General features: G+C 67.2%; 22 protein-coding genes and 1 riboswitch. Of the genes, 7 read left to right on the forward strand and 15 right to left on the reverse strand.

Annotation, left to right across the window (positions count from 1 at the left end):
* A partial coding sequence (locus BR47_RS31585; protein ID WP_036427876.1) for an HNH endonuclease signature motif containing protein occupies nucleotides 1–1,240 on the forward strand: 1,240 nt, incomplete at its 5' end.
* Nucleotides 1,241–1,333: 93 nt separating this feature from the next.
* Here BR47_RS31585 and BR47_RS32330 read toward each other — a convergent pair.
* From BR47_RS32330 to BR47_RS0126800, 8 genes are all read right to left on the reverse strand, one after another.
* Nucleotides 1,334–1,657 (reverse strand): hypothetical protein, encoded by a 324-nt coding sequence (locus tag BR47_RS32330; RefSeq protein ID WP_138158541.1) that lies wholly within the window; start codon nucleotides 1,655–1,657, stop codon nucleotides 1,334–1,336.
* A 167-nt stretch (nucleotides 1,658–1,824) separates the two neighbouring features.
* Nucleotides 1,825–2,445, reverse strand: a complete 621-nt coding sequence (locus BR47_RS0126770) for a hypothetical protein (protein ID WP_036420416.1) — start codon at nucleotides 2,443–2,445, stop codon at nucleotides 1,825–1,827.
* 158 nt (nucleotides 2,446–2,603) lie between these two features.
* A complete protein-coding gene (locus tag BR47_RS31595) occupies nucleotides 2,604–2,990 on the reverse strand; it encodes a hypothetical protein (protein ID WP_020100604.1) in 387 nt (128 codons plus the stop codon).
* A gap of 3 nt (nucleotides 2,991–2,993) precedes the next feature.
* Nucleotides 2,994–3,764: a MerR family transcriptional regulator gene (locus BR47_RS0126780; protein WP_029121368.1), complete on the reverse strand. Its 771-nt coding sequence runs from the start codon at nucleotides 3,762–3,764 to the stop codon at nucleotides 2,994–2,996.
* Between the two features lie 9 nt (nucleotides 3,765–3,773).
* A complete protein-coding gene (locus tag BR47_RS0126785; protein WP_029121369.1) occupies nucleotides 3,774–5,258 on the reverse strand; it encodes a flavin-containing monooxygenase in 1,485 nt (494 codons plus the stop codon).
* 12 nt (nucleotides 5,259–5,270) lie between these two features.
* Nucleotides 5,271–6,191, reverse strand: a complete 921-nt coding sequence (locus BR47_RS0126790) for a reductase (RefSeq protein ID WP_029105034.1) — start codon at nucleotides 6,189–6,191, stop codon at nucleotides 5,271–5,273.
* Nucleotides 6,192–6,222: 31 nt separating this feature from the next.
* The gene (locus BR47_RS0126795) at nucleotides 6,223–7,080 is read right to left on the reverse strand and encodes an SDR family NAD(P)-dependent oxidoreductase (protein WP_090563052.1); all 858 of its coding nucleotides are present in this window, start codon (nucleotides 7,078–7,080) and stop codon (nucleotides 6,223–6,225) included.
* Nucleotides 7,080–8,069: an alpha/beta hydrolase gene (locus BR47_RS0126800; protein ID WP_029121370.1), complete on the reverse strand. Its 990-nt coding sequence runs from the start codon at nucleotides 8,067–8,069 to the stop codon at nucleotides 7,080–7,082. The genes BR47_RS0126795 and BR47_RS0126800 overlap by 1 nt, the downstream gene beginning before the upstream one ends.
* 89 nt (nucleotides 8,070–8,158) lie before the next feature.
* Here BR47_RS0126800 and BR47_RS0126805 point away from each other — a divergent pair, with 89 nt between their 5' ends.
* Entirely contained in the window at nucleotides 8,159–9,211 is a 1,053-nt protein-coding gene (locus BR47_RS0126805; protein ID WP_029121371.1) for a ferredoxin--NADP reductase, read from the forward strand.
* Nucleotides 9,212–9,218: 7 nt separating this feature from the next.
* On the opposite strand, the gene BR47_RS0126810 is transcribed toward BR47_RS0126805, so the two are convergent.
* Complete coding sequence (locus tag BR47_RS0126810; protein ID WP_029121372.1) at nucleotides 9,219–10,973, reverse strand: MFS transporter; 1,755 nt, start codon at nucleotides 10,971–10,973, stop codon at nucleotides 9,219–9,221.
* 126 nt (nucleotides 10,974–11,099) lie between these two features.
* Nucleotides 11,100–11,214, forward strand: a riboswitch (TPP riboswitch).
* Here BR47_RS0126810 and thiC point away from each other — a divergent pair.
* From thiC to BR47_RS0126835, 5 genes are all read left to right on the forward strand, one after another.
* A complete protein-coding gene (gene thiC / locus BR47_RS0126815; protein ID WP_029121373.1) occupies nucleotides 11,206–12,828 on the forward strand; it encodes a phosphomethylpyrimidine synthase ThiC in 1,623 nt (540 codons plus the stop codon). It overlaps the preceding riboswitch by 9 nt.
* A 7-nt stretch (nucleotides 12,829–12,835) precedes the next feature.
* The gene (gene thiD / locus BR47_RS0126820; RefSeq protein WP_029121374.1) at nucleotides 12,836–13,666 is read left to right on the forward strand and encodes a bifunctional hydroxymethylpyrimidine kinase/phosphomethylpyrimidine kinase; all 831 of its coding nucleotides are present in this window, start codon (nucleotides 12,836–12,838) and stop codon (nucleotides 13,664–13,666) included.
* On the forward strand, nucleotides 13,663–14,289 hold the full coding sequence (locus tag BR47_RS0126825) for an alpha/beta hydrolase family protein (RefSeq protein ID WP_029121375.1): 627 nt from the start codon (nucleotides 13,663–13,665) through the stop codon (nucleotides 14,287–14,289). The genes thiD and BR47_RS0126825 overlap by 4 nt, the downstream gene beginning before the upstream one ends.
* Nucleotides 14,290–14,303: 14 nt before the next feature.
* Entirely contained in the window at nucleotides 14,304–15,791 is a 1,488-nt protein-coding gene (locus tag BR47_RS0126830; RefSeq protein WP_029121376.1) for a flavin-containing monooxygenase, read from the forward strand.
* Between the two features lie 16 nt (nucleotides 15,792–15,807).
* Nucleotides 15,808–16,089, forward strand: a complete 282-nt coding sequence (locus BR47_RS0126835; protein ID WP_020100616.1) for a DoxX-related protein — start codon at nucleotides 15,808–15,810, stop codon at nucleotides 16,087–16,089.
* A gap of 60 nt (nucleotides 16,090–16,149) precedes the next feature.
* On the opposite strand, the gene BR47_RS0126840 is transcribed toward BR47_RS0126835, so the two are convergent.
* From BR47_RS0126840 to BR47_RS32850, 6 genes are all read right to left on the reverse strand, one after another.
* Nucleotides 16,150–17,355: an MFS transporter gene (locus tag BR47_RS0126840; RefSeq protein WP_029105039.1), complete on the reverse strand. Its 1,206-nt coding sequence runs from the start codon at nucleotides 17,353–17,355 to the stop codon at nucleotides 16,150–16,152.
* Nucleotides 17,352–17,990, reverse strand: a complete 639-nt coding sequence (locus tag BR47_RS0126845) for a GntR family transcriptional regulator (RefSeq protein ID WP_020100618.1) — start codon at nucleotides 17,988–17,990, stop codon at nucleotides 17,352–17,354. The genes BR47_RS0126840 and BR47_RS0126845 overlap by 4 nt, the downstream gene beginning before the upstream one ends.
* A 67-nt stretch (nucleotides 17,991–18,057) precedes the next feature.
* Nucleotides 18,058–18,462, reverse strand: coding sequence for a hypothetical protein (locus BR47_RS31600; protein ID WP_141772326.1), 405 nt, complete (start codon nucleotides 18,460–18,462; stop codon nucleotides 18,058–18,060).
* Nucleotides 18,463–18,544: 82 nt separating this feature from the next.
* Complete coding sequence (locus BR47_RS0126855; protein WP_029121377.1) at nucleotides 18,545–20,020, reverse strand: M28 family peptidase; 1,476 nt, start codon at nucleotides 20,018–20,020, stop codon at nucleotides 18,545–18,547.
* Entirely contained in the window at nucleotides 20,017–21,489 is a 1,473-nt protein-coding gene (locus BR47_RS0126860; protein WP_029121378.1) for a M20/M25/M40 family metallo-hydrolase, read from the reverse strand. The genes BR47_RS0126855 and BR47_RS0126860 overlap by 4 nt, the downstream gene beginning before the upstream one ends.
* Nucleotides 21,490–21,533: 44 nt before the next feature.
* The coding region (locus BR47_RS32850) for an integrase core domain-containing protein (protein WP_029121379.1) at nucleotides 21,534–21,858 on the reverse strand (325 nt) is incomplete at its 5' end.

Genomic DNA, 21,858 nt, shown 5'->3' on the forward strand with positions numbered 1-21,858 from the left:
AGTGTCCCGCAAACGAGCACAGGCCCAGGTGGAGCGGGCAGTGATGCTGCGCACCCGCCTACCCAAAGTCGCAGCCGTCTACGCCAAAGGGCTGATCGATGCGGTGATGGTCGCGATGATCGTCGCGCGCACCGACCTGATCATCGACGATGACGTCGCCCAACAGGTCGACGCCGACCTCGCCGCCAAGATCGTCGCGTGGGGGCGGTTGTCGAAACCGAAAATGGAACAGCGCATCGACGCGATCATCGCCGCCTCCGACCAGGCCGGGGTGCACCCGCCCAAACCCCCATCACAAGCCCGATACCTCGACATCCGCACCTGCGGACCCGGCGCCGCCAGCGTCTGCGGAACGCTGGACGCCGCGACCGCCGCCGTACTCGACGCGGCCCTCGATGACCTGGCCCGCGGGGTCTGCAAGCACGACCCGCGCAGCCACGATCAACGCCGTGCCGCCGCCATCGATGCCCTGGCCCGCGGCGGCCGGTTGCGCTGCGAGTGCGGACAGGACGACTGCCCCGCCGCCGCGGCCGAGCTACCGGCGGCGACCGTCGGCCCCCGCGCCGTCATCCACGTCATCGCCGCACCGCAGGCAGTGAACGGGCAGGCCCCCGGGTTCCTGCCCGGCTACGGGCAGATCCCCGCCGAACAAGTCGAACGACTCGCCGACGGCGCCATCATCCGCCAGGTGGACCTGCCACCGGATGCGGCCGAACCCCGATACCGGCCCTCGGCCAAACTGGCCGAGTTCGTGCGCTGCCGGGACCTGACCTGCCGATTCCCCGACTGCGACCGGCCCGCCGAGGCCTGCGACATCGACCACACGACCGCCTATCCCGCGGGGCCGACGCACCCGTCAAACCTCAAATGCCTGTGCCGGTTCCACCACCTGCTCAAAACCTTCCATGGTTGGCGCGATCAGCAGTTCCCCGACGGGACCGTCGTGTGGACCGCCCCCACCGGGCACACCTACATCACCAAACCCGAAGGCGCCCACTGGTACCCACAACTCGCCCACCCCACCGGCACACCCCAGATCAGCGAACAACCGCCACGCAGCCCCGCGCGCGGCCACTGCATGCCCAAACGCAAACGCACCCGCGCCCAAGAACGCCAACAACTCGTCAACCAAGCCCGCACGGCCAACGAAGAAACCATCGCCGACGAACAATCGCGCCGCATCGAACACGAAAAGATCCGGGCAGCAGAAGAAGGCTGGAATGAACCCGCACCGTTCTGAAATGCGGAAAAATGGCCACTCACAATGGGTTTCACCGTCGTGAGCGGCCGTCGTCGGGCAGCAGGGGGGCGACGACCACCCCGCCGGCCGTAGCTACGGGCACCCCAAGAACTGGCAGGTCGCGTTGGTGTTCTCGCCCGCGACTGTGCGGTAGTGGGGGTGACCGCCGTACCAGCCGTCTTCGGCGGTCATGCCGACGACCTGAGGTGGCATACCGCGGTGCACCAGGTTGTACCGATGGCAGGTCGTCCAGTCCCAGTCAACCTCGGTGAAGCCGCCGGGGACCGGCTGGCCCGGGCACCAGGTACCCGAGGAGGGTTCTGCGTGGGCGGTGCCGGCGCTGAATCCAAAGGCGGCCAGACTCATCCCACCGGACAGCAGTGCCGCCGCGGCCAGTCGTGCGATTCGTCGCGTCATGTGAACTCGACCTTTCTGTTCGTCGACGCTGCCGTCGATCTGCTGCTGATTGGTGAACGAAGCATGCAGCCCGGCGCTTGGGAGATTCTTGGCTCGCACCCACGAGGCAGCCGAACACGACCCGACACCGTTCGAGTGCGGTCCTCGGGTCGGTTCGGCGACTGTGGCTAAACCAGTTCGGGCACCCGCAGGTGGGCGAAGGCCACATCGAATTCGGCCTCATCCAGCTCGGCCGCACCCGTTTCCTTCATGCGCATCTGCTTCATCGTGCGCGCGCCATCCCGGTTGCGCTCCATGGATTCCCGGCTGTCGAACGTCGTGCAGGAGACCCCGCGGCCGGTGTTCCGATCAACCAGCAGGCTCGTGCTGCAGAAACCCTCGAGGGCCTCGCTGTCGGGGACGATGTTCATCTTGAAGTGTTCGATTGCGGCGTCAGCATGAGCCGGGTCGACATGCCCCCACGTAACGCGCGCACATGCGCCTTCGGGCAGCTGGCGAGCGCGGTGCAATATCGCGATATCCCACTCGTCGACGGTGGCGGCGCCGCCGAACATCTGGATTGCCTTTTCGCGGATCGGCCGAACTTGTTCGGCGACAGCGTTCATCGCGTCCTCGGACTCCCACGCGGTCACCGCGATACACCGGCCGGACTGCCGGTCGGTGAGCAGCGACATGCCCACGAACCCTTGGAGGCCTTGGAGTTGGGGCATCACTTCATCGCGGAGATGAGCAACTCCAGCGTCGATGGCCGAGGGTTGTGCGTGAATAGTGGTAGAGCGTGCGTACACGACCCACCCCCTCTATCTCGGGGCAGCGCCCCAGCGGCACCGCCGGTCCACCGATATACGTTCCTCCGATGTCCGGCGGCTGGCAATAGCCGATCCGCACGGGTGTCGATATTGACGACCCAGGACGAATTCCGTTCTGCGAGAACAGGAATTGACGACTAGCTTCGTTTTCCGCCGGGAATCCGGTCGACGAACCACCCGAGTCGGGCGACGGTGTTGTCGAGGGGCTCCACCACTTCGGCGAGCCGCTGCAGACTCGGCAGGGTCGCGGCGATGGAATTGGCGCCGTGGGCGATCTTCTCGGCGGAGGTGTCGATGCCCGCCGCGGCCTCGGTCAGGGTGGTGATCTGGCTGGCGATCAGTTCCGCGTGCCGGTCGATGCCCGCCGCGCTCTCGCTCAGCTTGGCGATGTTGTCGGCGATGTACTGCGCGGACTTGCGAAGCTCGGCGACGTCGTCCATCAACGCGAAAACTGCCTGAACGAGGGTCTTCGGTCCACGCCGCCGTTTGCCCGGGGCACTCTCCGCTTCGCCTGCCTGCGCCATGACTCACGCCTTCCGTTCGACAGGGGCCCCCTTGTCCTTGGCCTCCTGCTGGTACTGCCGCAGCTCGGCACGCACCGCTTCATCTAACGCGCGGTCAAGGCTAGCGTGCGCAGAACGGCGAGATACACGGCGCATGGCATCGATGAGGTCGGCGGCCCAGGCAAGTTCAACGTCGTTGCTGGGATACCAGCCAGTCCCACGCTGCCGAACCACCTCGGTGTGCCCGGCCCGGGTCATGGCCCGCGCCGCTTCGTCGAGCTTCTTGTCGACCGCCGTGGTGGTCTTGAGGATCGCCGCCAACGGCATCCCACGGGAGATGAGCCTGGCGAAGTCGTCGATAACCCGCCGGTCAGGGACCAGGTAGGAATCCTTGTCGTCCGTCGGCTCGATGATCCGGCCCGAAACGAGCCGTCGCAGCGTCGCGCCATTGAGGCGGCCCAGCTGCATCTCCAACTCCTGGCGCGTCATGGTCTGCGCCTCGGGGTTCGACCACGGCGAGATCACCAGCTCCTCGAGCTCCGACAGGTCCAGCACCTCGACGAGCCCCTCACCGCGCTGCAGGCCGGTGAGGAACTTCAAGATGTGTTTGACGGTGAAGCCCTCGCTGAGCAGCCGGACGATCGCCTGCAACTGGCTCAGGTGCCGGTCGGTGTAGATCGCGACCCGGCCCCGGCGCTGAGGCCGGGGCAGCAGGCCGTTCTCTTGATAGACGCGGACGTTCCGGGTTGTCGTCCCCGCTTCGCGTGCGAGGTCGTCGATCCGGTACTCAGCCACCAGCGGATTCTATGCGGTCAGGACCGAAGCACCGCTGGTCTGTTCAGCAGTGATCTTGAAGTCGTGCAGATTGACCGCCTTCAGCTGGTTGACGTACTGGGTGGCGAACCCGGGGAACATCGTCGCGTTGAAGCCGTCCTCGGTCAGGTACCAGCTCTGGCAGCCCGAGTTCCACGTCGTGGATTGCAGTCGCTGCTGGATGTCCTCGTTGTAGCGGGCCTGCACCTCGGGCCGCACGTCGAGCGACTTCCACCCGAACTGCAGCAGCTTGGAGATCGCCTCGACGATGTAATCGATCTGCGCCTCCATGTACACCAGCGCGGAGCTGTGGCCGGGGCCGGAGTTGGGTCCGAAGGTGAAATACAGGTTGGGGTAACCGGATACCGCGACGCTGCGGTAGGCGTACGCACCCCGGCTCCATTCCGCGGCGAGCTCCCGGCCGTCGATGCCGATGACGGGGAACGGGGTACCGGCCTTGGACACCTCGAAGCCGGTGGCGAACACGATGGCGTCGAACTGGTGCTCGATGCCTTCGACCGTCCGGATTCCCTTGGGCGACAACCGCGCAATGGGCCACGTGACCAGCTTGCAGTTGTCGGCCTGCAGCGCCGGGTAGTAGTCGGCGGTCATCAGCAGCCGCTTGCAGCCGGCCGAGAAGTCGGGGGTCAGCTGCCGGCGCAGCCACGGATCCTTGACCTGCAGGCGCAGATTCGCCAGGCTCACCGCTTCGACGACCCGGGTGAACGGGCTGTCCCACACGACACCGAGCGCGACCGACTCATGGCCCCAGAACCACGCCGAGCGGGCGAGTTTCTCGGCGAAGGGCACGTCCTTGTAGATGCGCTTCAGCCAGCCGCTGGTCGAACCGTTGAGGCGCGGGATCACCCAGCCGGGCGTGCGCTGGAACACCTTGACCGACTTGGCGACCTTGACCAGTTCCGGGACGATCTGCACGCCACTGGCGCCGGTGCCGATGACCGCGACCTTCTTGCCGGTGAAGTCGTAGTCGTGATCCCAACGGGCACTGTGGATCTTGTGGCCCTCGTAGGTCTCGATGCCTTCGATCTTCGGGAAGCTGGCGTTCGCCAACGGCCCCGAGGCGACGATCACGGCGCGCGCCTGCACGGGTTCGCGACCCTCGAAGTTGACGGTCCACTCCCCCGCCACCTCGTCGTACTCCACGCCGGTCACGTTGTGGCCGAAGCGGATATGCGGCGCGATACCGAACGACTCCACCATGTTGTCGATGTAGCCGAGGATCTCGTTGCTGCCGGAGTAGGTGTGTGACCAGTCCGGGTTCGGCGCGAAACTGTAGGAGTAGAGGCGCGACGGGATGTCGCACGCCGCACCGGGATACGTGTTGTCACGCCAGGTGCCGCCGACGCGCGTGCCGCGTTCGAAGATCTCGAAGTCGGTGATGCCCTGGTCTTTGAGCCGGATGGCGGCGCCGATGCCGGCGAACCCGGCACCGATGATGGCTACAGAGAGTGTCATTGGTGAATTCCTTTACGCGACCGGCTCGTAGGTCATCTCGTCCGACCAGCTCGGCGTGTACCGCACCAGTGGCATCGGGATGGCGCCGGTGACGACCACCAGCGAGTCGGCCAGCCAGTGGTACTTCGAGGTGCGGTCGATGACCTTCTTGGCGTGCCATGAGACGAACCGGTACATCGGCACCCGGCGCGCGAAAGCGCTGCGCTCACCGACGCTTTGGAAGCGGCGCATCGCCTGGTACAGGCGCTCCTCGTTGACGCCCATGGCGACGATGTTGTCGCGCATCTTGTTCAGCAGCGGGAAGTAGCTCAGCGTGCCGACGACCAGTGCCGGGTTCATCCAGCTACCGACGAAGTCGACGGCCAGCTTGCGCATGTCGGCGTGGCCCAGGATGTCCATCACCTCGAAATCGACAGCCAGGTGGCGGGATTCGTCGGAGTTGATGCGCTTGAAGACCTCTTGCGCCACCGGATCCTTGACCTCATCGGTGATGAACTTGATCAGTGCGCCGTCCAGCGCCACCTCCAGCATGGGGATGACGGTGCCCAGGATCGACAGCGACATGCCGTCGGAGAACTTGTCGAGCCAGGTGATCACCAGCTGCACGTTGACGCTCGGCGGCGGCACCTCGTCGTTCTCGAGCATGCCCCAGCGCCGCATCAGCGCGAGCTCGGCGTTGGCGTGCTTCTGCTCCTCGGCGTGGAAGTGCTCGTAGATGCTCTTGAGCGTCGGCGTCGGCGCCTTGCGGGCCAGCGCGGCGAAGCCACGGGCGCCCACGTTCTCGATCCACATCAGGTCGGTCATGAACGGCTTGAGCTTGGCCCACAGTTCCGGCTCGATCAGCTCGGCACCCGGTGCGTCCCAGTCGATGTCGGCCAGGGCCCACTGCTTGTCCTTGATCCGCTGCAGCATCTCATCGAGATCCATTGCCATGGTGGGTTCCTTTCAGTCCTTGGGGAAGGCTTCAGTCTTTGGGAAGTACGCGGCCGAGTAGTCCGGCACCGCGGACGTACAGAGCCGGGAAGTGTCGCTTGAGGTGCCAGATGACGGTGGCGTCGAGTTGCGGCACCACGTAGAGCCGGCCGCCGTCGTGCGCGTCCAGGGTGCGGGCGGCGACGTTGTCGGCGGACAGGCCGGTCCAGCGAGCCAACTGCTGGCTCAGGCTCATCGAGCCGGGGGTGATGCGTCCGTCGGTGAAGACGTTGGTTTTCACGAACGTCGGGCATAGGACGGTGACGGCGACGTCCGTGCCGTCGAGCTCGGCGGCGAGGGTTTCCGACAGCGACATCACGCCGGCCTTCGACACGTTGTAGGCCGCCATCGACGGCGCGGCGGCGAACCCGGCGGCCGAGGCCACGTTGATGATGCCGCCCCGGCCGGCTTCACGCAGCAGCGGAGTGAAGACCTCGCAGCCGTACACCACACCCCACAGGTTGATGCCGAGCGCCCAGTCCCAGTCTTCGAAACCGATGTCGCCCACCGGCTTTCCGCCGATGCCGACACCCGCGTTGTTGATCACCAGCGTCGGTGCGCCACCGAAGATCTCCTGCGCCTGCTTGGCCAGGAGCTCGATGGCGGTGCGGTCGGCGACGTCGCACTGCACGGCGTGCCCCTTGCCGGTCGGCAGCTGGTCGATCAGCGCGACGGTCTCCTTCGCGCGCTCCAGGCTGATGTCCGCGCAGATGATCTCGCCGCCCCGGCGCGCGAGCTCGAGAGCGAACGACCGCCCGATGCCGCTGCCGGCGCCGGTGACCACCGCCTTCGCTTTGTCCGAGCGGCGCTGGCCGCGAAAGACATTCAGGATCGTGTCAAGGCCGATCATCAGCACACCTCTTCGAGCTCGTTGGATCGCTTGTAGGCATCGGCGATGAATGCCGCGGCACGGCGCAGTGCCGGGCCGGCCTCGGGTGCCAGATGCGGCAGGGCCTGGAAGACGTGCACCATGCCGGGCCAGACCTCGAGCGTGCTGGCACCGCCGGCGCGGCGCAGTTCGGCATCGAGGTAGCGGGCGTCGGCGCGCAGCATCTCGAAGCCGCCGACCTGAATCAGCATGGGTGGCAATTGATCTGCCTTGGCGAAGTCGAGGCGCAGCCGCGGATCGGCCAGGTTCTGCCCTTGGGTGTACAGCCCGACCATGCGCGCAGCCGCGGTGGCCGACATCGCCGGATCGCGGTACGACGCCTTCTCCTGCTCCAAGGCCAGCCCGAGCGTCACGTCGATCAGCGGCGAGAACAGCACCACGCCCGCGGGCCGGAAGTCGGGGTCGCCGGCGTGCGCCAGCAGCATGTCGCAGGTCAGGTGGCCACCAGCGGAGTCGGCGCCCATCACGATGTCCGAGGCCGCGTAGCCTTCCGACAGCAGCCACCGGTATCCGGCTTCGACATCTTCTGCCGCGGTCGGGAACCGATGCTCGGGAGCGAGGCGGTAGTCCACGACGAACATCGGCAGTCCGGTCGCCTCGGACAGGCGGGCCACCAGCTTGCGGTGGGTGCGCGCCGAGCAGATGACGTAGGCGCTGCCGTGTACGTAGTAGCCGGCGCGGCGGCCGAATTCGACACCCGGCCCGAGGACCCATTCGCCCCGCAGGTGCGGCGTGCGCACCGGGATGATTCGGGTGCCGCCGGGCATGGAGCCGGCGACCTCCATGATCGTGGCGATCAGCCCGCGCCCGAACCAGACGCCGGGCGTGTTCATGGGGATCACGCTGGTCAGATTTCCGAGCGTCCAGCGGGTCACGGTGGCCGAGAGCGTGGAGCGCAACGTTGCGCGGCTGGGTACCTCGGGCAGCGTTGCCCGATCAGTTTCCGTCACGCCGAATAGGTCACCACTAACTGTGCCATTTGTCAATGGCACAGTTATTGACGACAATCTGACCTGGTCCTACGACGGAAGGCTTATCCATGACCGCTCCGACAGCGTCCAGGTCACACGAGTTGACCGTGGTCGAGGTGATCACCGAGACCCCCGACGCCGTGTCACTGGTCCTGACGGCCGCACACGACGCGCGTGACCAGTTCACCTACCAGGCCGGCCAGTTCCTGACATTGCGCATCCCGGCGCATGGCGGTGCGGTCTCGCGGTGCTATTCGCTCTCGAGCAGTCCGTCCACCGACGAGCACCTGAAGGTGACCGTGAAGCGCACCGCGGGCGGCCTCGCCTCCAACTGGCTGTGCGACCACGCCAAGGCCGGAATGACGCTGGAATCACTCACGCCCGCAGGCGCTTTCACCGTCCGCCCGGCAGCGGGCGAACTGATCTTCGTCGCCGCCGGCAGCGGCATCACCCCGGTCATTTCGATGATCCGCGCCGTGCTCCTGCAGACCGGCCGCCGGGTGACACTCGTCTATGCCAACCGCGACCGCGAGTCGGTCATCTTCAACGCTCAGTTGACGGAACTGCTTGCGGCACATGCCGACCGGCTGACCGTCGCCCACTGGCTCGAGTCGGAATCGGGCCTGCCCACCCCGGCCGGGCTGCGTACATTGCTGCCTGCCAAGCCTGGTGCCGACACCGCCGCCTACCTGTGCGGCCCAGCAGCATTCATGGACGTGGCCGCGGCCGCCCTGCACGACGCCGGCGTCGCCCGCGAGCACGTGCACCGCGAGGTCTTCGTCTCCCTGACCACGGACGCCTTCGCCGCGCCGGAGCCGGGAAGCGATGCTGGCGCGGACGGCGAGTCCGCCACCGCCACCGTCGAAATCGACGGCGATACCCACGAGATCAGTTGGCCCAAGACCCAGGTTTTGCTCGATACGCTGCTGGACAAAGGTATCGACGCGCCCTACGCATGCCGTGAAGGCAACTGCGGCGCGTGCGCGTACACCCTCCGTCAGGGCGAGGTGAGCATGCGCGTCAACGACACCCTCGACGACTACGAACTCGGCATCGGCGTCCGGCTGGCGTGCCAGTCACTACCCGAATCGGACTATCTGACAGCCATTTTCGACCGCTGATCGGCCGTCACGCCTCGTTGTCGGCGCCGGGCTCCGTGGCGTACGTACCCGGATTGAACATCGACGCCACGGCGCCCAGCAGCATCATGATCGCCGCCGCGCCGAACACCACGACCAGCCCGGAGTGGAACGGTTCGGTGATCAGCTGCGGGAAGAACGTCTGGCCGGTCAGCGTGCCTGCGTTGACGCCCGGCTGCTGCAGGGTGTGGAACGGTGCCAGCAGCTCGGCTATCGGGTTGTAGCCGAGGAAGGCCGCGAACAGGCTGCCGACCGGAGGTAGCCCGGCCACCTGCTGCGCGACGTCGGCCGAAACCCCCTGCTGCTGCAGGCCGCTGGACAGCGCGGACGGCAACGTGTTGGCCAGCCCGACGATCATCAGCGAGAAGAAGATGCCGATCGACAGCGAGTTGCCGGCGTTGAAGAACGTCGACCGCACACCGGACGCCGCACCACGCTGCGCGGCCGGCACGCTCGACATGATGGCGGCCGCGTTGGGCGCGGTGAAGATGCCGCCGCCGACGCCGTTGAGGAACACCAGGACGGCGAACTGCCAGTAGTCGAAGTTGACCGGGATGATCAGCAGCGCAACGAAAGTCGTCGCCATCAGCAGCATGCCGCCGACCGCGAGCGGCCGGGCACCGAGCCGGTCGGACAGGGTTCCGGCGACGGGTGCCGCCACCAGGAAGCCGACCGTCGCCGGCAGCAGATAGATGCCGGCCCACAGCGGCGTCGATTCGAAGTCGTAGCCGTGCAGCGGCAACCAGATGCCCTGCAGCCAGATGATCAGCATGAACTGCAACCCGCCGCGGCCGACCGAAGACATCAGGCCGGCGAGGTTGCCCATGCCGAAGGTCGCCGATTTGAACAGCCGCATGTCGACCATCGGCGACTCGACCTTGAGTTCGACGATGCAGAACGCGACCAACAGGAGCAGACCGACGGCGATCGATCCCAGCACCGCGGGGCTGGTCCAGCCCGTCGGCGAATCACCGTACGGCTGAATGCCATACGTGATGCCGAGCAGCAGCACCGTCAGGCCCACGCCGAACGTCGCGGTACCCGCCCAGTCCATCCGGCCCGGACTGCGCGAGCCCAATTCGTGCAGCGAGCGGTAGCTCCAGATGGTGCCGATGATGCCGATCGGGACGCCGACCCAGAACACGGCCTTCCACTCCCATTCGGAGAGGAATCCGCCGATCAGCAGACCGAGGAACGAACCGGCAACGGCGGCAACCATGTTCACGCCGAGGGCCATGCCGCGCTGGTTGGCGGGGAAGGCGTCGGTCAGGATCGCCGACGACGACGCCATCAGCATGGCGCCACCGATGCCCTGGATCACGCGCCAGGCGATGAGCCACACCGCGCCGCCACCGAGATGAAACGGATCGAACGACAACGCGACGGCCGCCAGCGTGAAGACGACGAACCCGATGTTGTAGATCCGGACCCGGCCGTACATGTCACCGAGGCGGCCGAACGGCACCACCAGCACAGCCGTCACCACGAGGTAGCCCATCAGCATCCACAGCAGGTAGCTGACGTTGCCCGGCGCGAGCGGGTTCAGCCCGATCCCACGGAAGATCGCCGGCAAGGAGATCAACACGATGGACGCATTGATCGAGGCCAGCAGGATGCCCAGCGTGGTGTTGGACAGCACGACCCACTTGTAGTGCGGGTGGTCATGGTCCATCTGGACACGGCGGCGTGCGGTAGCGGCGAGCGCGGTGTCGCGCTGCCCGGTGAGCTCGGCTTCAGTCGTCATCAGTCGGTCTTCGCTCCAATATCAGAAAAACATATGTTAGCTATACAAACGACCGCATGACAATTCCGTCCCGCTCACCGGCCCGCAACGCACCCTTGCCTTCCGGCGCGCATCGACTACGGTGAACAACGTCCGCGCGGGAGCGCACACCCTGGTGCGCTGAGAGGACGGCTTCATGGCGCCGTCGACCGTATGAACCTGACCGGGTAATGCCGGCGTAGGGAGTAAGCAGATGTCTGCAATTGCTGTATTCAACGACCTTTCCTGCGGCCCCATCCAGGGCAGCACGAAGGTTTACCGGGAGCTTCCCGACGGCGGAAAGGTCCCGTTCCGCCGGGTCAACCTGACCACCGGTGACCACCTCGACCTGTACGACACCTCGGGTCCGTACACCGACGAGAACGCCACCATCGACCTGGAGAAGGGCCTGCCCGCCCGTCCCGGCGTCGTCAAGGACCGCGGCACCCAGCTGCAGCGCGCCCGTAACGGTGAAATCACCGCCGAGATGGCGTTCATCGCCGAGCGCGAGGGCGTGCCGGCCGAGCTGGTGCGCGACGAGGTCGCCATCGGCCGCGCCATCATCCCGGCCAACCACAACCACCCCGAGCTCGAACCGATGATCATCGGCAAGGCCTTCGCGGTGAAGGTCAACGCCAACATCGGCAACAGCGCCGTCACCTCCTCGATCTCCGAAGAGGTCGACAAGATGGTGTGGGCCACCCGCTGGGGCGCCGACACGATCATGGATCTGTCCACCGGCAAGGACATCCACATGACTCGCGAGTGGATCCTGCGCAACTCCCCCGTCCCGGTCGGCACCGTGCCGATCTACCAGGCGCTGGAAAAGGTCAATGGCGATCCCACAAAGCTGACGTGGGAGCTGTACCGCGACACCGTCATCGAGCAGTGCGAGCAGGGCGTCGACTACATGACGGTGCATGCCGGCGTGCTGCTGCGCTACATCCCGCTGACGGTCAAGCGCGTCACCGGCATCGTGTCGCGCGGTGGGTCGATCATGGCGGCGTGGTGCCTGGCGCACCACCAGGAGTCGTTCCTGTACACGCACTTCGAAGAGCTCTGCGAAATCCTGCAGCGCTACGACGTCACCTTCTCCCTCGGTGACGGTCTGCGTCCCGGCTCGATCGCCGACGCCAACGACGAGGCGCAGTTCGCCGAGCTGCGCACCCTCGGCGAGCTCACCAAGATCGCGAAATCCCATGGCGTGCAGGTGATGATCGAGGGCCCGGGCCACGTCCCGATGCACAAGATCGTCGAGAACGTCCGCCTGGAGGAGGAACTCTGCGAAGAGGCCCCGTTCTACACGCTGGGCCCGCTGGCGACGGACATCGCGCCGGCGTACGACCACATCACCTCGGCCATCGGTGCGGCGATCATCGCCCAGGCCGGTACCGCGATGCTCTGCTACGTCACCCCGAAGGAACACCTGGGCCTGCCCAACCGCAAGGACGTCAAGGACGGGGTGATCGCCTACAAGATCGCCGCGCACGCCGCTGACCTGGCCAAGGGCCACCCCGGGGCGCAGGACCGCGACAACGCGCTGTCGCAGGCGCGCTTCGAGTTCCGCTGGCACGACCAGTTCGCGCTGTCGCTCGACCCCGACACCGCCCGCGAGTTCCACGACGAGACGCTGCCCGCCGAGCCCGCCAAGACCGCGCACTTCTGCTCGATGTGCGGCCCGAAGTTCTGCTCGATGCGCATCACGCAGGACATCCGCGACGCCTACCCCGACGGGGTCGCCCCCGATTTCGCGGACGAGATCGCCCAGGGCATGGCAGAGAAATCCCAGGAGTTCGCTGACCACGGCAACCGGGTGTATCTACCCTTGACGTCGTGATGCGTCCGTGAACCTTCTGCCTTTGACCCCGCCGGGCGAAACGCCGCTGCGGGTGATGACCATCGCCGGCTCGGACTCCGGCGGCGGCGCCGGCATCCAGGCCGACCTGCGTACCTTCGCGATGCTCGGCGTGCACGGGTGCGTCGCCGTCGCCGCGGTGACGGTGCAGAACTCGGTGGGGGTCAAGGGTTTTCACGAGCTGCCGCTCGACATCATCAGTGGGCAGATCACCGCGGTCGCCGACGACATCGGCATCCAGGCGGCCAAGACCGGCATGCTGGCCTCGGCCGAGATCATCGGTGCGGTCGCCGAGACGTGGCAGAGCCTCGACGGTGACATCCCGCTGGTCGTGGACCCGGTGTGCGCGTCCATGCACGGCGACCCGCTGCTGCACCCCAGCGCGCTGAATTCGGTTCGTACCCAGCTGTTTCCGATCGCCACGCTGGTCACCCCGAACCTCGACGAGGTCCGGCTGATCACCGGCATCGAGGTGGTCGACGCGTCGACCCAGAAAGATGCCGCCAAGGCCCTGCACGACCTGGGCCCGAAGTGGGCCCTGGTCAAGGGCGGTCATCTGCGGTCCAGCGATCACAGCCCGGACCTGCTGTACGACGGCAGCGAGTTCTACGAATACACCACCGAGCGCATCGACACCGGTCATGACCACGGTGCGGGCGACACGCTCGCGGCGTCGACGGCTTGCGCACTGGCGCACGGCTTTTCGGTGCCCGACGCGGTGGCGTTCGGCAAGAGCTGGGTGACCGAGTGCCTGCGGGCGGCCTACCCGCTGGGCCACGGCCACGGTCCGGTCAACGCGCTGTTCAGGTTGCAGGCATGAGTCTCGAGGACATCGCGGGCATCGCGCACGAACCCGACGGGACGCCGACGGGCGTCGTGCTGCTGACGCACGGCGCGGGCGGTAACCGCGACGCCCCGCTGATCGTCCGCATCTGCGACGAATGGGCTCGCCACGGCTGGCTCGCGATCCGCTACAACCTGCCCTACCGGCGGCGCCGCCCGAAGGGGCCGCCGTCCAATTCTGCGGCCTCGGACCAGCAGGGCATCGTCGAGGCGATCGAGCTGGCTGACACCCTGACCGACGGTCCGGTGATCGCCGGCGGCCATTCCTACGGCGGCCGGATGACGTCGATGGTGGCCGCCCAGGGCGCCGACCTGGCGGCCCTGACGCTGTTCTCCTATCCCCTGCACCCGCCCGGCAAGCCCGAGCGGGCCCGCACCGAGCACCTGGGCCAGATCGAGGTCCCGACGGTCTTCACGCACGGCACGGCCGACCCGTTCGGCAGCATCGCCGAGCTCACGGCCGCAGCCCAGCTGATCCCGGCGCCCACCGAGCTCATCGAGATCACCGGGGCCCGCCATGACCTGGGATCCAAGACCCTGGACGTCCCTGCGCTGGCCGTCGCCGCGGCCCTTGTGTTCGTGGCCCGAAGCGGTACCTGAGGTACCGTCTGAATATGACGACGCAGCAGTTCGACGCGGTCATCGTCGGCGCGGGGTTCGCCGGTATCGGTGCGGCCATCCAGCTCAAACGCCTCGGGATCGAGAATTTCACCATCCTGGAGCGCGAGGACGACCTCGGCGGCACCTGGTACGTCAACCACTATCCCGGGCTCGCGGTCGACGTGCCGACGACCACCTACTCGTACTTCTTCGAGCCCAACCCGAACTGGTCGCGCCTGTTCACCCCCGGCCCGGAGATCAAGCGGTACGCCGACGACGTCGCGGCCAAGTACGACGTGCGACGGCACATCCGGTTCAACGTCGTCGTCAACGGCGCCCGCTGGGACGAGGAAGCCGCGCTGTGGCGCGTCAGCGTCGCCGACGGCGAAACCCTCAGCGCCCGCTACCTGATCACCGCCACCGGCTTCCTGTCGCAGCCGAACATCCCGGCGATTCCGGGCATCGAGACCTTCGCCGGCCGCGTCATCCACACCACCGACTGGGATGACGACTATGACCCGGCGGGCAAGCGCATCGCGGTCATCGGCACCGGCGCCACCGCGGTCCAGCTGATCCCCGAGCTGGCCAAGACCGCCGCCGATCTGACGGTGTTCCAGCGCACGCCCATCTGGGTGGTGCCCAAGATCGACCCGCGCTTCGGCGCCCGGGCCAAGAAGCTGTTCGCGCGATTCCCGTTGACGCAGCGCGCGCTTCGCTGGCTCACCGACTCGATTTACGAGGTCATGGTGTCCGTCGGGGTCCGGCACTACGGCATGTTCCGCGGCCGCTTCAACATCTCGGCCTCCGACCTGTCGAAGATGCACCGGTTCTTCGTCATCCGCGACAAGGACCTGCGGCGCCGCCTGACCCCGGACTACGACTTCGGTTGCAAGCGGCCGACTTTCAGCAACGGTTACTACCAGGCGTTCAACCGCCCCAACGTGCACCTGCAGGACGCCGGCATCGACCGGATCGAGGCCGACGGCATCCTGGGCAACGACGGCGTCAAGGTCGAGATCGACACCCTGGTGCTCGCAACCGGTTTCGACCTGTGGGAGGCCAACTTCCCGGCCATCGAGGTGATCGGCCGCGAGGGCCGCGATCTCGGAAAGTGGTGGCGCGAAACGCGTTTCCAGGCCTACCAGGGCGTGTCGATGCCGTACTTCCCGAACTACCTGAGCCTGGCGAGCCCGTACGCCTTCCTGGGGTTGAACTTCTTCAACACCATGGAGTACCAGATGCGGCTGATGGACCGGCTTTTCACCGAGGTCAGGGCGCGCGGTGCGACGACGTTCGAGGTCACCGAGGAAGCCAACACGGCGTTCCTCGACCGGATGACCGAACTGCTCGGCGACTCGCTGTTCACGCTCGGCAACTGCGCCAGCGCCCACTCGTACTATTTCAATCCCGCGGGTGAGCCCACGCTGCTACGCCCGTCGTCGACCGAGACGGCCATCCGGGAAGCATCCGAATTTCCGTTGAGCGACTACAAGATTTCGTGATCAGAGAGGACCACAGGTGACCGACGCCGCTGAGAACACCGCTGGAAAGAAGGGCCTGCTGGCCGGGATCGGCCTGGCACTGGCCGGACTGGCGCACTTCGTCAAGCCCGACCTGTTCAAGGGCATCACCGCCACGGCGTTCCCGGAGGACATCGACAAGCACCTCAAGGTCAACGGATCGATCGAGACGGCGCTCGGCGTCGGCCTGATCGTGCCGCAGACCCGCAAAATCGCGACCGTCGGCGTGATCGGGTACGTCCTCTACCTGGCCGCCAACGTCGCCCGCAACCGCGCCTGACGTAGTGATTTGTGCACGATTTTCCGCGGTTGGCGCGGAAAATCGTGCACAAATCCCGGTCTAGGCGCGGGCCGGCAGGTGCTTTGACCAGCCGGCCGCACAGATCACCGTGCACACCGCCGCCATCAGGCCGACCACGGTGAGCATCGCCGGGTAGCTGACGTAGTGGGCCAGCGCGGCGAGCACCGCCGGCAGCAGGAAGCCGACGTACGCCAGCGAGTAGTACACGCCGGACACCCCGGCCAGCTCATGCGGCTTGGCGATGCGCTGAATCTCCAGCAGCCCGGACACGATGGCGATGCCGTACGCGCTGCCCAGCAGCATGGCCACCAGCACCGCGACGGCCGGTGAGCGCGTGACGGCGGTGGCGACCGCGGCGAACACGCCCGCCGACATCAGCACCATCGACACCACCACGGCGCGGGCGCTGGAATGGTCGTCCAGCCGCCTGGCGATCGGCTGCACCAGCACGCCACAGGCCAGCGTCAGCACCGTCAGGCCGGCGGTGTACAGCAGCGCCCAGGAGCCCAGCCGGTCGGCGACCAGCGCCGGCACGATGGCGTACGCGATGGCCGCCGAGCCGAACACCCACGGCGCCATCGGAGCCACCACGCGGACGAAACGGCGGTGCGTCGCGGCGGGAACCCGCAACTGCGACAACAGGTCTCCGCTGACGCGAGCGCTCCGGGTCTCCACCGTCCGATACAGGACCAGCCACAGTGCGGGCGCACACAGCGCCGCCTGCACCAGGTACGTCAGGGTCAGCGGCAGCGGCGCGAACTGCGCCAGCAGGCCCGAGCACAACGGGCCGATCGCCAGGCCCAGGGACAGCCAGATCGACGCCCGGCGCGCTCCGGCGCCGGTCGCGGCCGAGTCATACGGCGGCGCGGACAGCTCCGCGATCCAGGTCGAGCCGACAGCCATCGCGACGCCCACACTGAGCCCACAGAGCAGCCGGCCCACGAAAAGTGCTGGGAATCCGCCCAATTCGCCGGTCGCGAGAATGAGGCTGCCCACCGCCGAACTGATCAGCCCGGCGATCATCAGCGGGCGCCGACCGTAGCGGTTCGACATGGCCGCAGCGACCAGCAGCCCGGGGATCAGGCCGAGCACGTACGCGCCCAGCAGGACGTCGACGTCCACCCGGGAGTAGCCGGCGCGGTGCACGTACTCGATCAGCATCGGGGTGAACTGATTTCCGCCCCAACCGATACAGAACACAGCGACCGCGACAGCGAGCCACGGCTTCATACGTGCGCGGCTCATCGCAGCACCACCTCGTAGGTCGACTCGAGGTGCGCCAGCAGGCGGGCATCGAACGCCGCGGCATCACGCGTCCCGACGGCGTGCGCCAGCTCGGCGTGTTCGGCGATGAGCCGGGCGACGAGGGTCTGGTCGGCCTGCACGGCGTCGGCCATCATGCGGCGCTGCCGGTCCCCCAGCGAGCCGTAGAACCGCTGTGCGATGCAGTTCCCCGCGGCGTCCACGATGTGCCGGTGGAAGGCGTCGTCGAGCTCGGCGAAGCGCACCAGGTCGGCAGCGGCACCGCGCTGCTGGTCGATCAGACGGGTGAGTTCGGCGGCCGCCGCCTGCGCGGTGGCCTCGGAGCGGCAGAGCCGGCGCACGGCGCTGCCCTCCAGCGCCAGGCGCATCTCGAGCAGGTCGGTGGCTTCACGCGGCGGGATCGGGACGACGACCGCGCCCCGCCGGGGCAGGAGGTCGAGCAGGTCCTCGGCCGCCAGCCGCAGGAAGGCCTCGTGCACCGGGGTCCGGCTGACGCCGAGCTCCGCCGCGACTTCGACCTCGCTCAGCAGCTGCCCGCCCTTGACCGCGCCGACCAGAATCTTGCTCTTGGTGTCACGGTAGGCGCGCTCGCTGGCGGGGGTCTGATCAATGGCCACCTGACGACGGTAGCAACTTGCATGCAAGCTTGCATACAAGCAGTGACGGACCTAACTCAGGGCCTGGTCAGTGCTGCTGTTGCGGCCCGAAGTTGAAGCCACCGCGCTCACGCGGCTGCGGCTGGTAGACCGTCGAGGTCTGCACCGACGTCGACGTTTCCGTCGAGGTCTGGACCGACGTCGAGGTTTCGGTCTGCGTCTGGGTCTCGGTCTGGGTCGCCGTCTCGGTATTGGTCACCGTCTCCGGCGCAGGTGCCGGTGCCTGCTGCTGACCCCCACCGCCTGCGCTGCCGCCACCACCGCTGTGGTGTTCCTTGGCCGTCGTCGTGGTGGTCGTGGTGCTCGACGGGGTGACCGTGACGGTGGCCGGAGCGTTGTTGCCCTGCGAGCCGCAGGCGACGGTCAGGGCGCCCATGGCCACGACGGTGACGGTGCCGGCCACGGCCGACCAACGGCGAGTAGTGCTTTTCATGGGCACCATTACTAACCCGGCAACCTGGCAAGCGAACCCACAGAAATGGCGATTCCGCTTATGAGCTCGCTGTGAGCTTTGGCTACTTGCCTGCTTGCCGGTGTCGTTGGTCGTGCAACGGCACACCGTTGGGTCCGGTCAGCGACTGCGCATAGGTGCCGACCGCAAACGCGACGGCCGGCCCGGTCACCGCAAGCGCGGACCGGTTCAGCTGCTCGACGGTGTCGCCCGTCGGCCCATACCCGGGATCGAAGGCGGCGCCCACCTGCCCGCCCCACAATCTGGCCTGGATCGGCGTCTTGCGCTGCGACGTCCCCGTCGAGATACCACCGACCGGAATGCCGGCGGTGAGGAACGGACCGTAGCCACTGCCCAGATCCATCGTCATGTCGGCGGGCCGCTTGCCGGCGAGGTACAGATACCCGGCCAGCGTGCGCTCGAGGCCGGCGGAGCCGGCCGGCACCGCGTCGAGGGGGATCTCGGGGTTGGCCTGACCGGACTGGTCGCCGTCGAACGTGAAGAACCCGGCGTTGGGTGAGCCGAGGATGTCGAAATCCAGGTACAGCGCAATGTCATTCAGCGGTTCGGCAGCCAGCGCGCGCACGTACTTGGTGGCGCCTTCCTGGCCCACCGCGCCCGAACCCCAGAAGGTGAACCGCACCGCGTTCTCGATCTTCGGCGAACCACCGAGCGCGGCAGCGGTCTCCAGCAGTGCCGACACCCCGGTTGCCGCGTCGTTGATGCCCGCGCTCGTCGGCGCGCTGTCGAGGTGCGCACCCGCCAGCACGACGCTGTGCTGGTCGCCGGTCTTGGTCTGGGCCAAGACGTTTCGCGATTTCACACCGGTGTTCTTGGCGTCGAGGGTGAGCTTCACCGGGGTGTTGGTTTTCAGCAGTACGGCATCTGCGTCCTTGCCGATGATGCCGACCGGCGTGTTGAGGTGTTCGTAGTAGCCAGGACTGAACAGCCCGCGCGGGGCGCCGTTCGCGCTTGGCGGGCTGACCACCAGCACCGCGACCGCGCCGCGGGCCACCGCCGCGTTCTGCTTGTCGACCACCGAACACACCGCGTCGTCGACCACCGCGATGGCGCCGCGCAGGTTGAGCGTGCCGTAATCGTCCGGCGCGCAACCGGCCGGCTTCACCGGATGCAACGTCGGCGCCGTCAGGCCGCCGGGCGCCGTGGACGTCAGCAGTGAGGCCTGCACGATCCCCCACCGGCGGCCGCCGACGTCGAGCACGGGATTGCCGGGGGCACCCCGTTCCACGCGCACATACTCCGGAGTTTGGACGTCGAACCCTTTGTCCCGCAGCAGGTTCGCCACGTAGTCGACGCTGGCCTGGTAGCCGGGCGTGCCGTCGGCCCGGGTGCCCTTGTTCACCGCGGCGATGGCGGCGAACTTCTTGAGATGGTTGTAGATGCCGTCGGTGCCCACCTTGCCTGCCAGGTCGCGAGCGAGGTCAGGGGCCGGCGGTGGCGGTGGGGCCGGCGCCTGCGGCGGTGGGGCACACGACGCCAGCACCGCGGTCAGCAGACCGGCGGCCAGTACGCGCCTCATGATGGCGAGACCACGTGCCGGGTCCGGTCATCGCGGACCGGAACGCCGGTGCGTCCACCCAAGTCCTGGGCGTACCGACCCACCCCGAAAGCCACTCCACGGCCCATGATGTCCATTGCCGTGCGGTTGATGTGCGCCAAATCGTCCGTCTTCTTGTGGTAGTTGGAGTCGAAAGGTTTTCCGGCGGTACCGCCCCAGAGTCGGGCCTGCTCGTCGTTCATGTTTTCCTCGTCGCCGGTACCCAGCCCACCTGCCGGAATACCGGCCTTGGTGAAGGCGTCGTAGTCCGACCGCCCGTTGAACGGGTAGTCCTGCGGCGGCTTCCCGGCACCGGCCAGATAGGCCGTGAAGGTGCGATCGATACCCGCCGAGCCTTCCGGGATACGCGCCACCAGGTCGTCGGGCCGTGGCGGGCCGGACAGGTTGCCGTCGTAGCTGAAGTAGCCGGCGTTCTCGGAGGCGAGCATGTCGAAATTCAGATACAGCGCAATGTCTTTGAGCGCCTCGACGTCGAGGGATTCGATGTAGCGCTCAGAGCCGATCGTGCCCTCCTCCTCGGCGCCCCAGAACGCGAACCGCACCGCGTTCGCGATTTTGGGGGCGCTGCCCAACTGCAATGCCGTCTCCAGGACCGCGGCCACGCCCGACCCGTTGTCGTTGATCCCGGGCCCGTCCTTGACGCTGTCCAGATGCGCGCCGACCATCACGACGTCATGCTCGGACCCCGTCTTCGTCTGGGCAATCACGTTGCGGGTGTGCTCAACCCGCACACCGGCGTCCAGCTTCAGGGTCACCGGCCCCGGCGCGGCCCGCAGTCGAGCCCCGGCCGCCTTCGGGATCAGCACCACGGGAATCTTCACCGTCGCCTTGGCGCCCAGGGTGCCGCCGCGCGCGGGGACGCCCGCGTCGTCGACGTCGTCCTTGTTGTCGGCCACCACCAACGCGACCGCGCCGTGGACTGCCGCGGTCGCCTCCTTCACCGCGAAGGGGCACGTGCCACGGTCCACCAGCGCGACCGCACCCTTGATCGGCAGGCCGTCGTAATCGGCGCTGTTGCAGCCTGATCCGGGACCGCCCTTGACCGGCACCAGCGGTGCGGTGAGACCGGGGGTGCCGACCGAATACTCCAGCGCCCGCGCCGGTATCCGGGTGCCGGCGACCGTCAGTTCGGGCGTGTTGTTGTACGCCACCTTGACTTCCATATCCGGAGTGATGACGTCGAAACCCTTGTCGCGCAGCGCATTCGCGACGTAGTCCACGCTTGCGTCGTAACCGGGTGTGCCGAACGCCCGGTTCCCACCGTGAGCGTCGGCGATGGCCTGCAGCTTCGCCAGGTGACCGGTCGTCGCCTCGACCGTCACGCTCTTCGACAGCTCCCTGGCGAAGTCATCGGCCGTAGGCTCCGATCGGCCGCACCCCGAGATGCCGACCGCCAGCACGAGCGCGAGCGCGACGGGGGTACGGACCATGGGCACCACCGTAGCGTGAACGTCACGCGCTTGGGCTCACCCGGCTAGTTGTACTGACCTGAGAGGTTAGGTACGCGGCTGGCGGGTGGTTGACCTTTGAGTGCTGTGTGGCCGCGATGGTGATTGTAGGTGTGTAGCCACCGCGGGAACTCGGCGCAGCGTTCGGCGTCGCTGCGGTAGAGCCGGGCGTAGGCCCATTCGTCGGCAAGCGTGCGGTGGAAACGCTCGACCTTGCCGTTTGTCTGTGGACGGTAGGGGCGGGTTCGTCGGTGCTTGATGTCACCCAGAGCATCACGAAATTTGTGTGACCGGTAGCAGGATCCGTTGTCGGTCAACACATTTTGTACCGTGAAACCACACTCGTTGAAC

It is taken from the genome of Mycobacterium sp. UNC410CL29Cvi84 (assembly GCF_000686745.1).
GTDB classification, from domain to species: Bacteria; Actinomycetota; Actinomycetes; order Mycobacteriales; family Mycobacteriaceae; genus Mycobacterium; species Mycobacterium mucogenicum_B.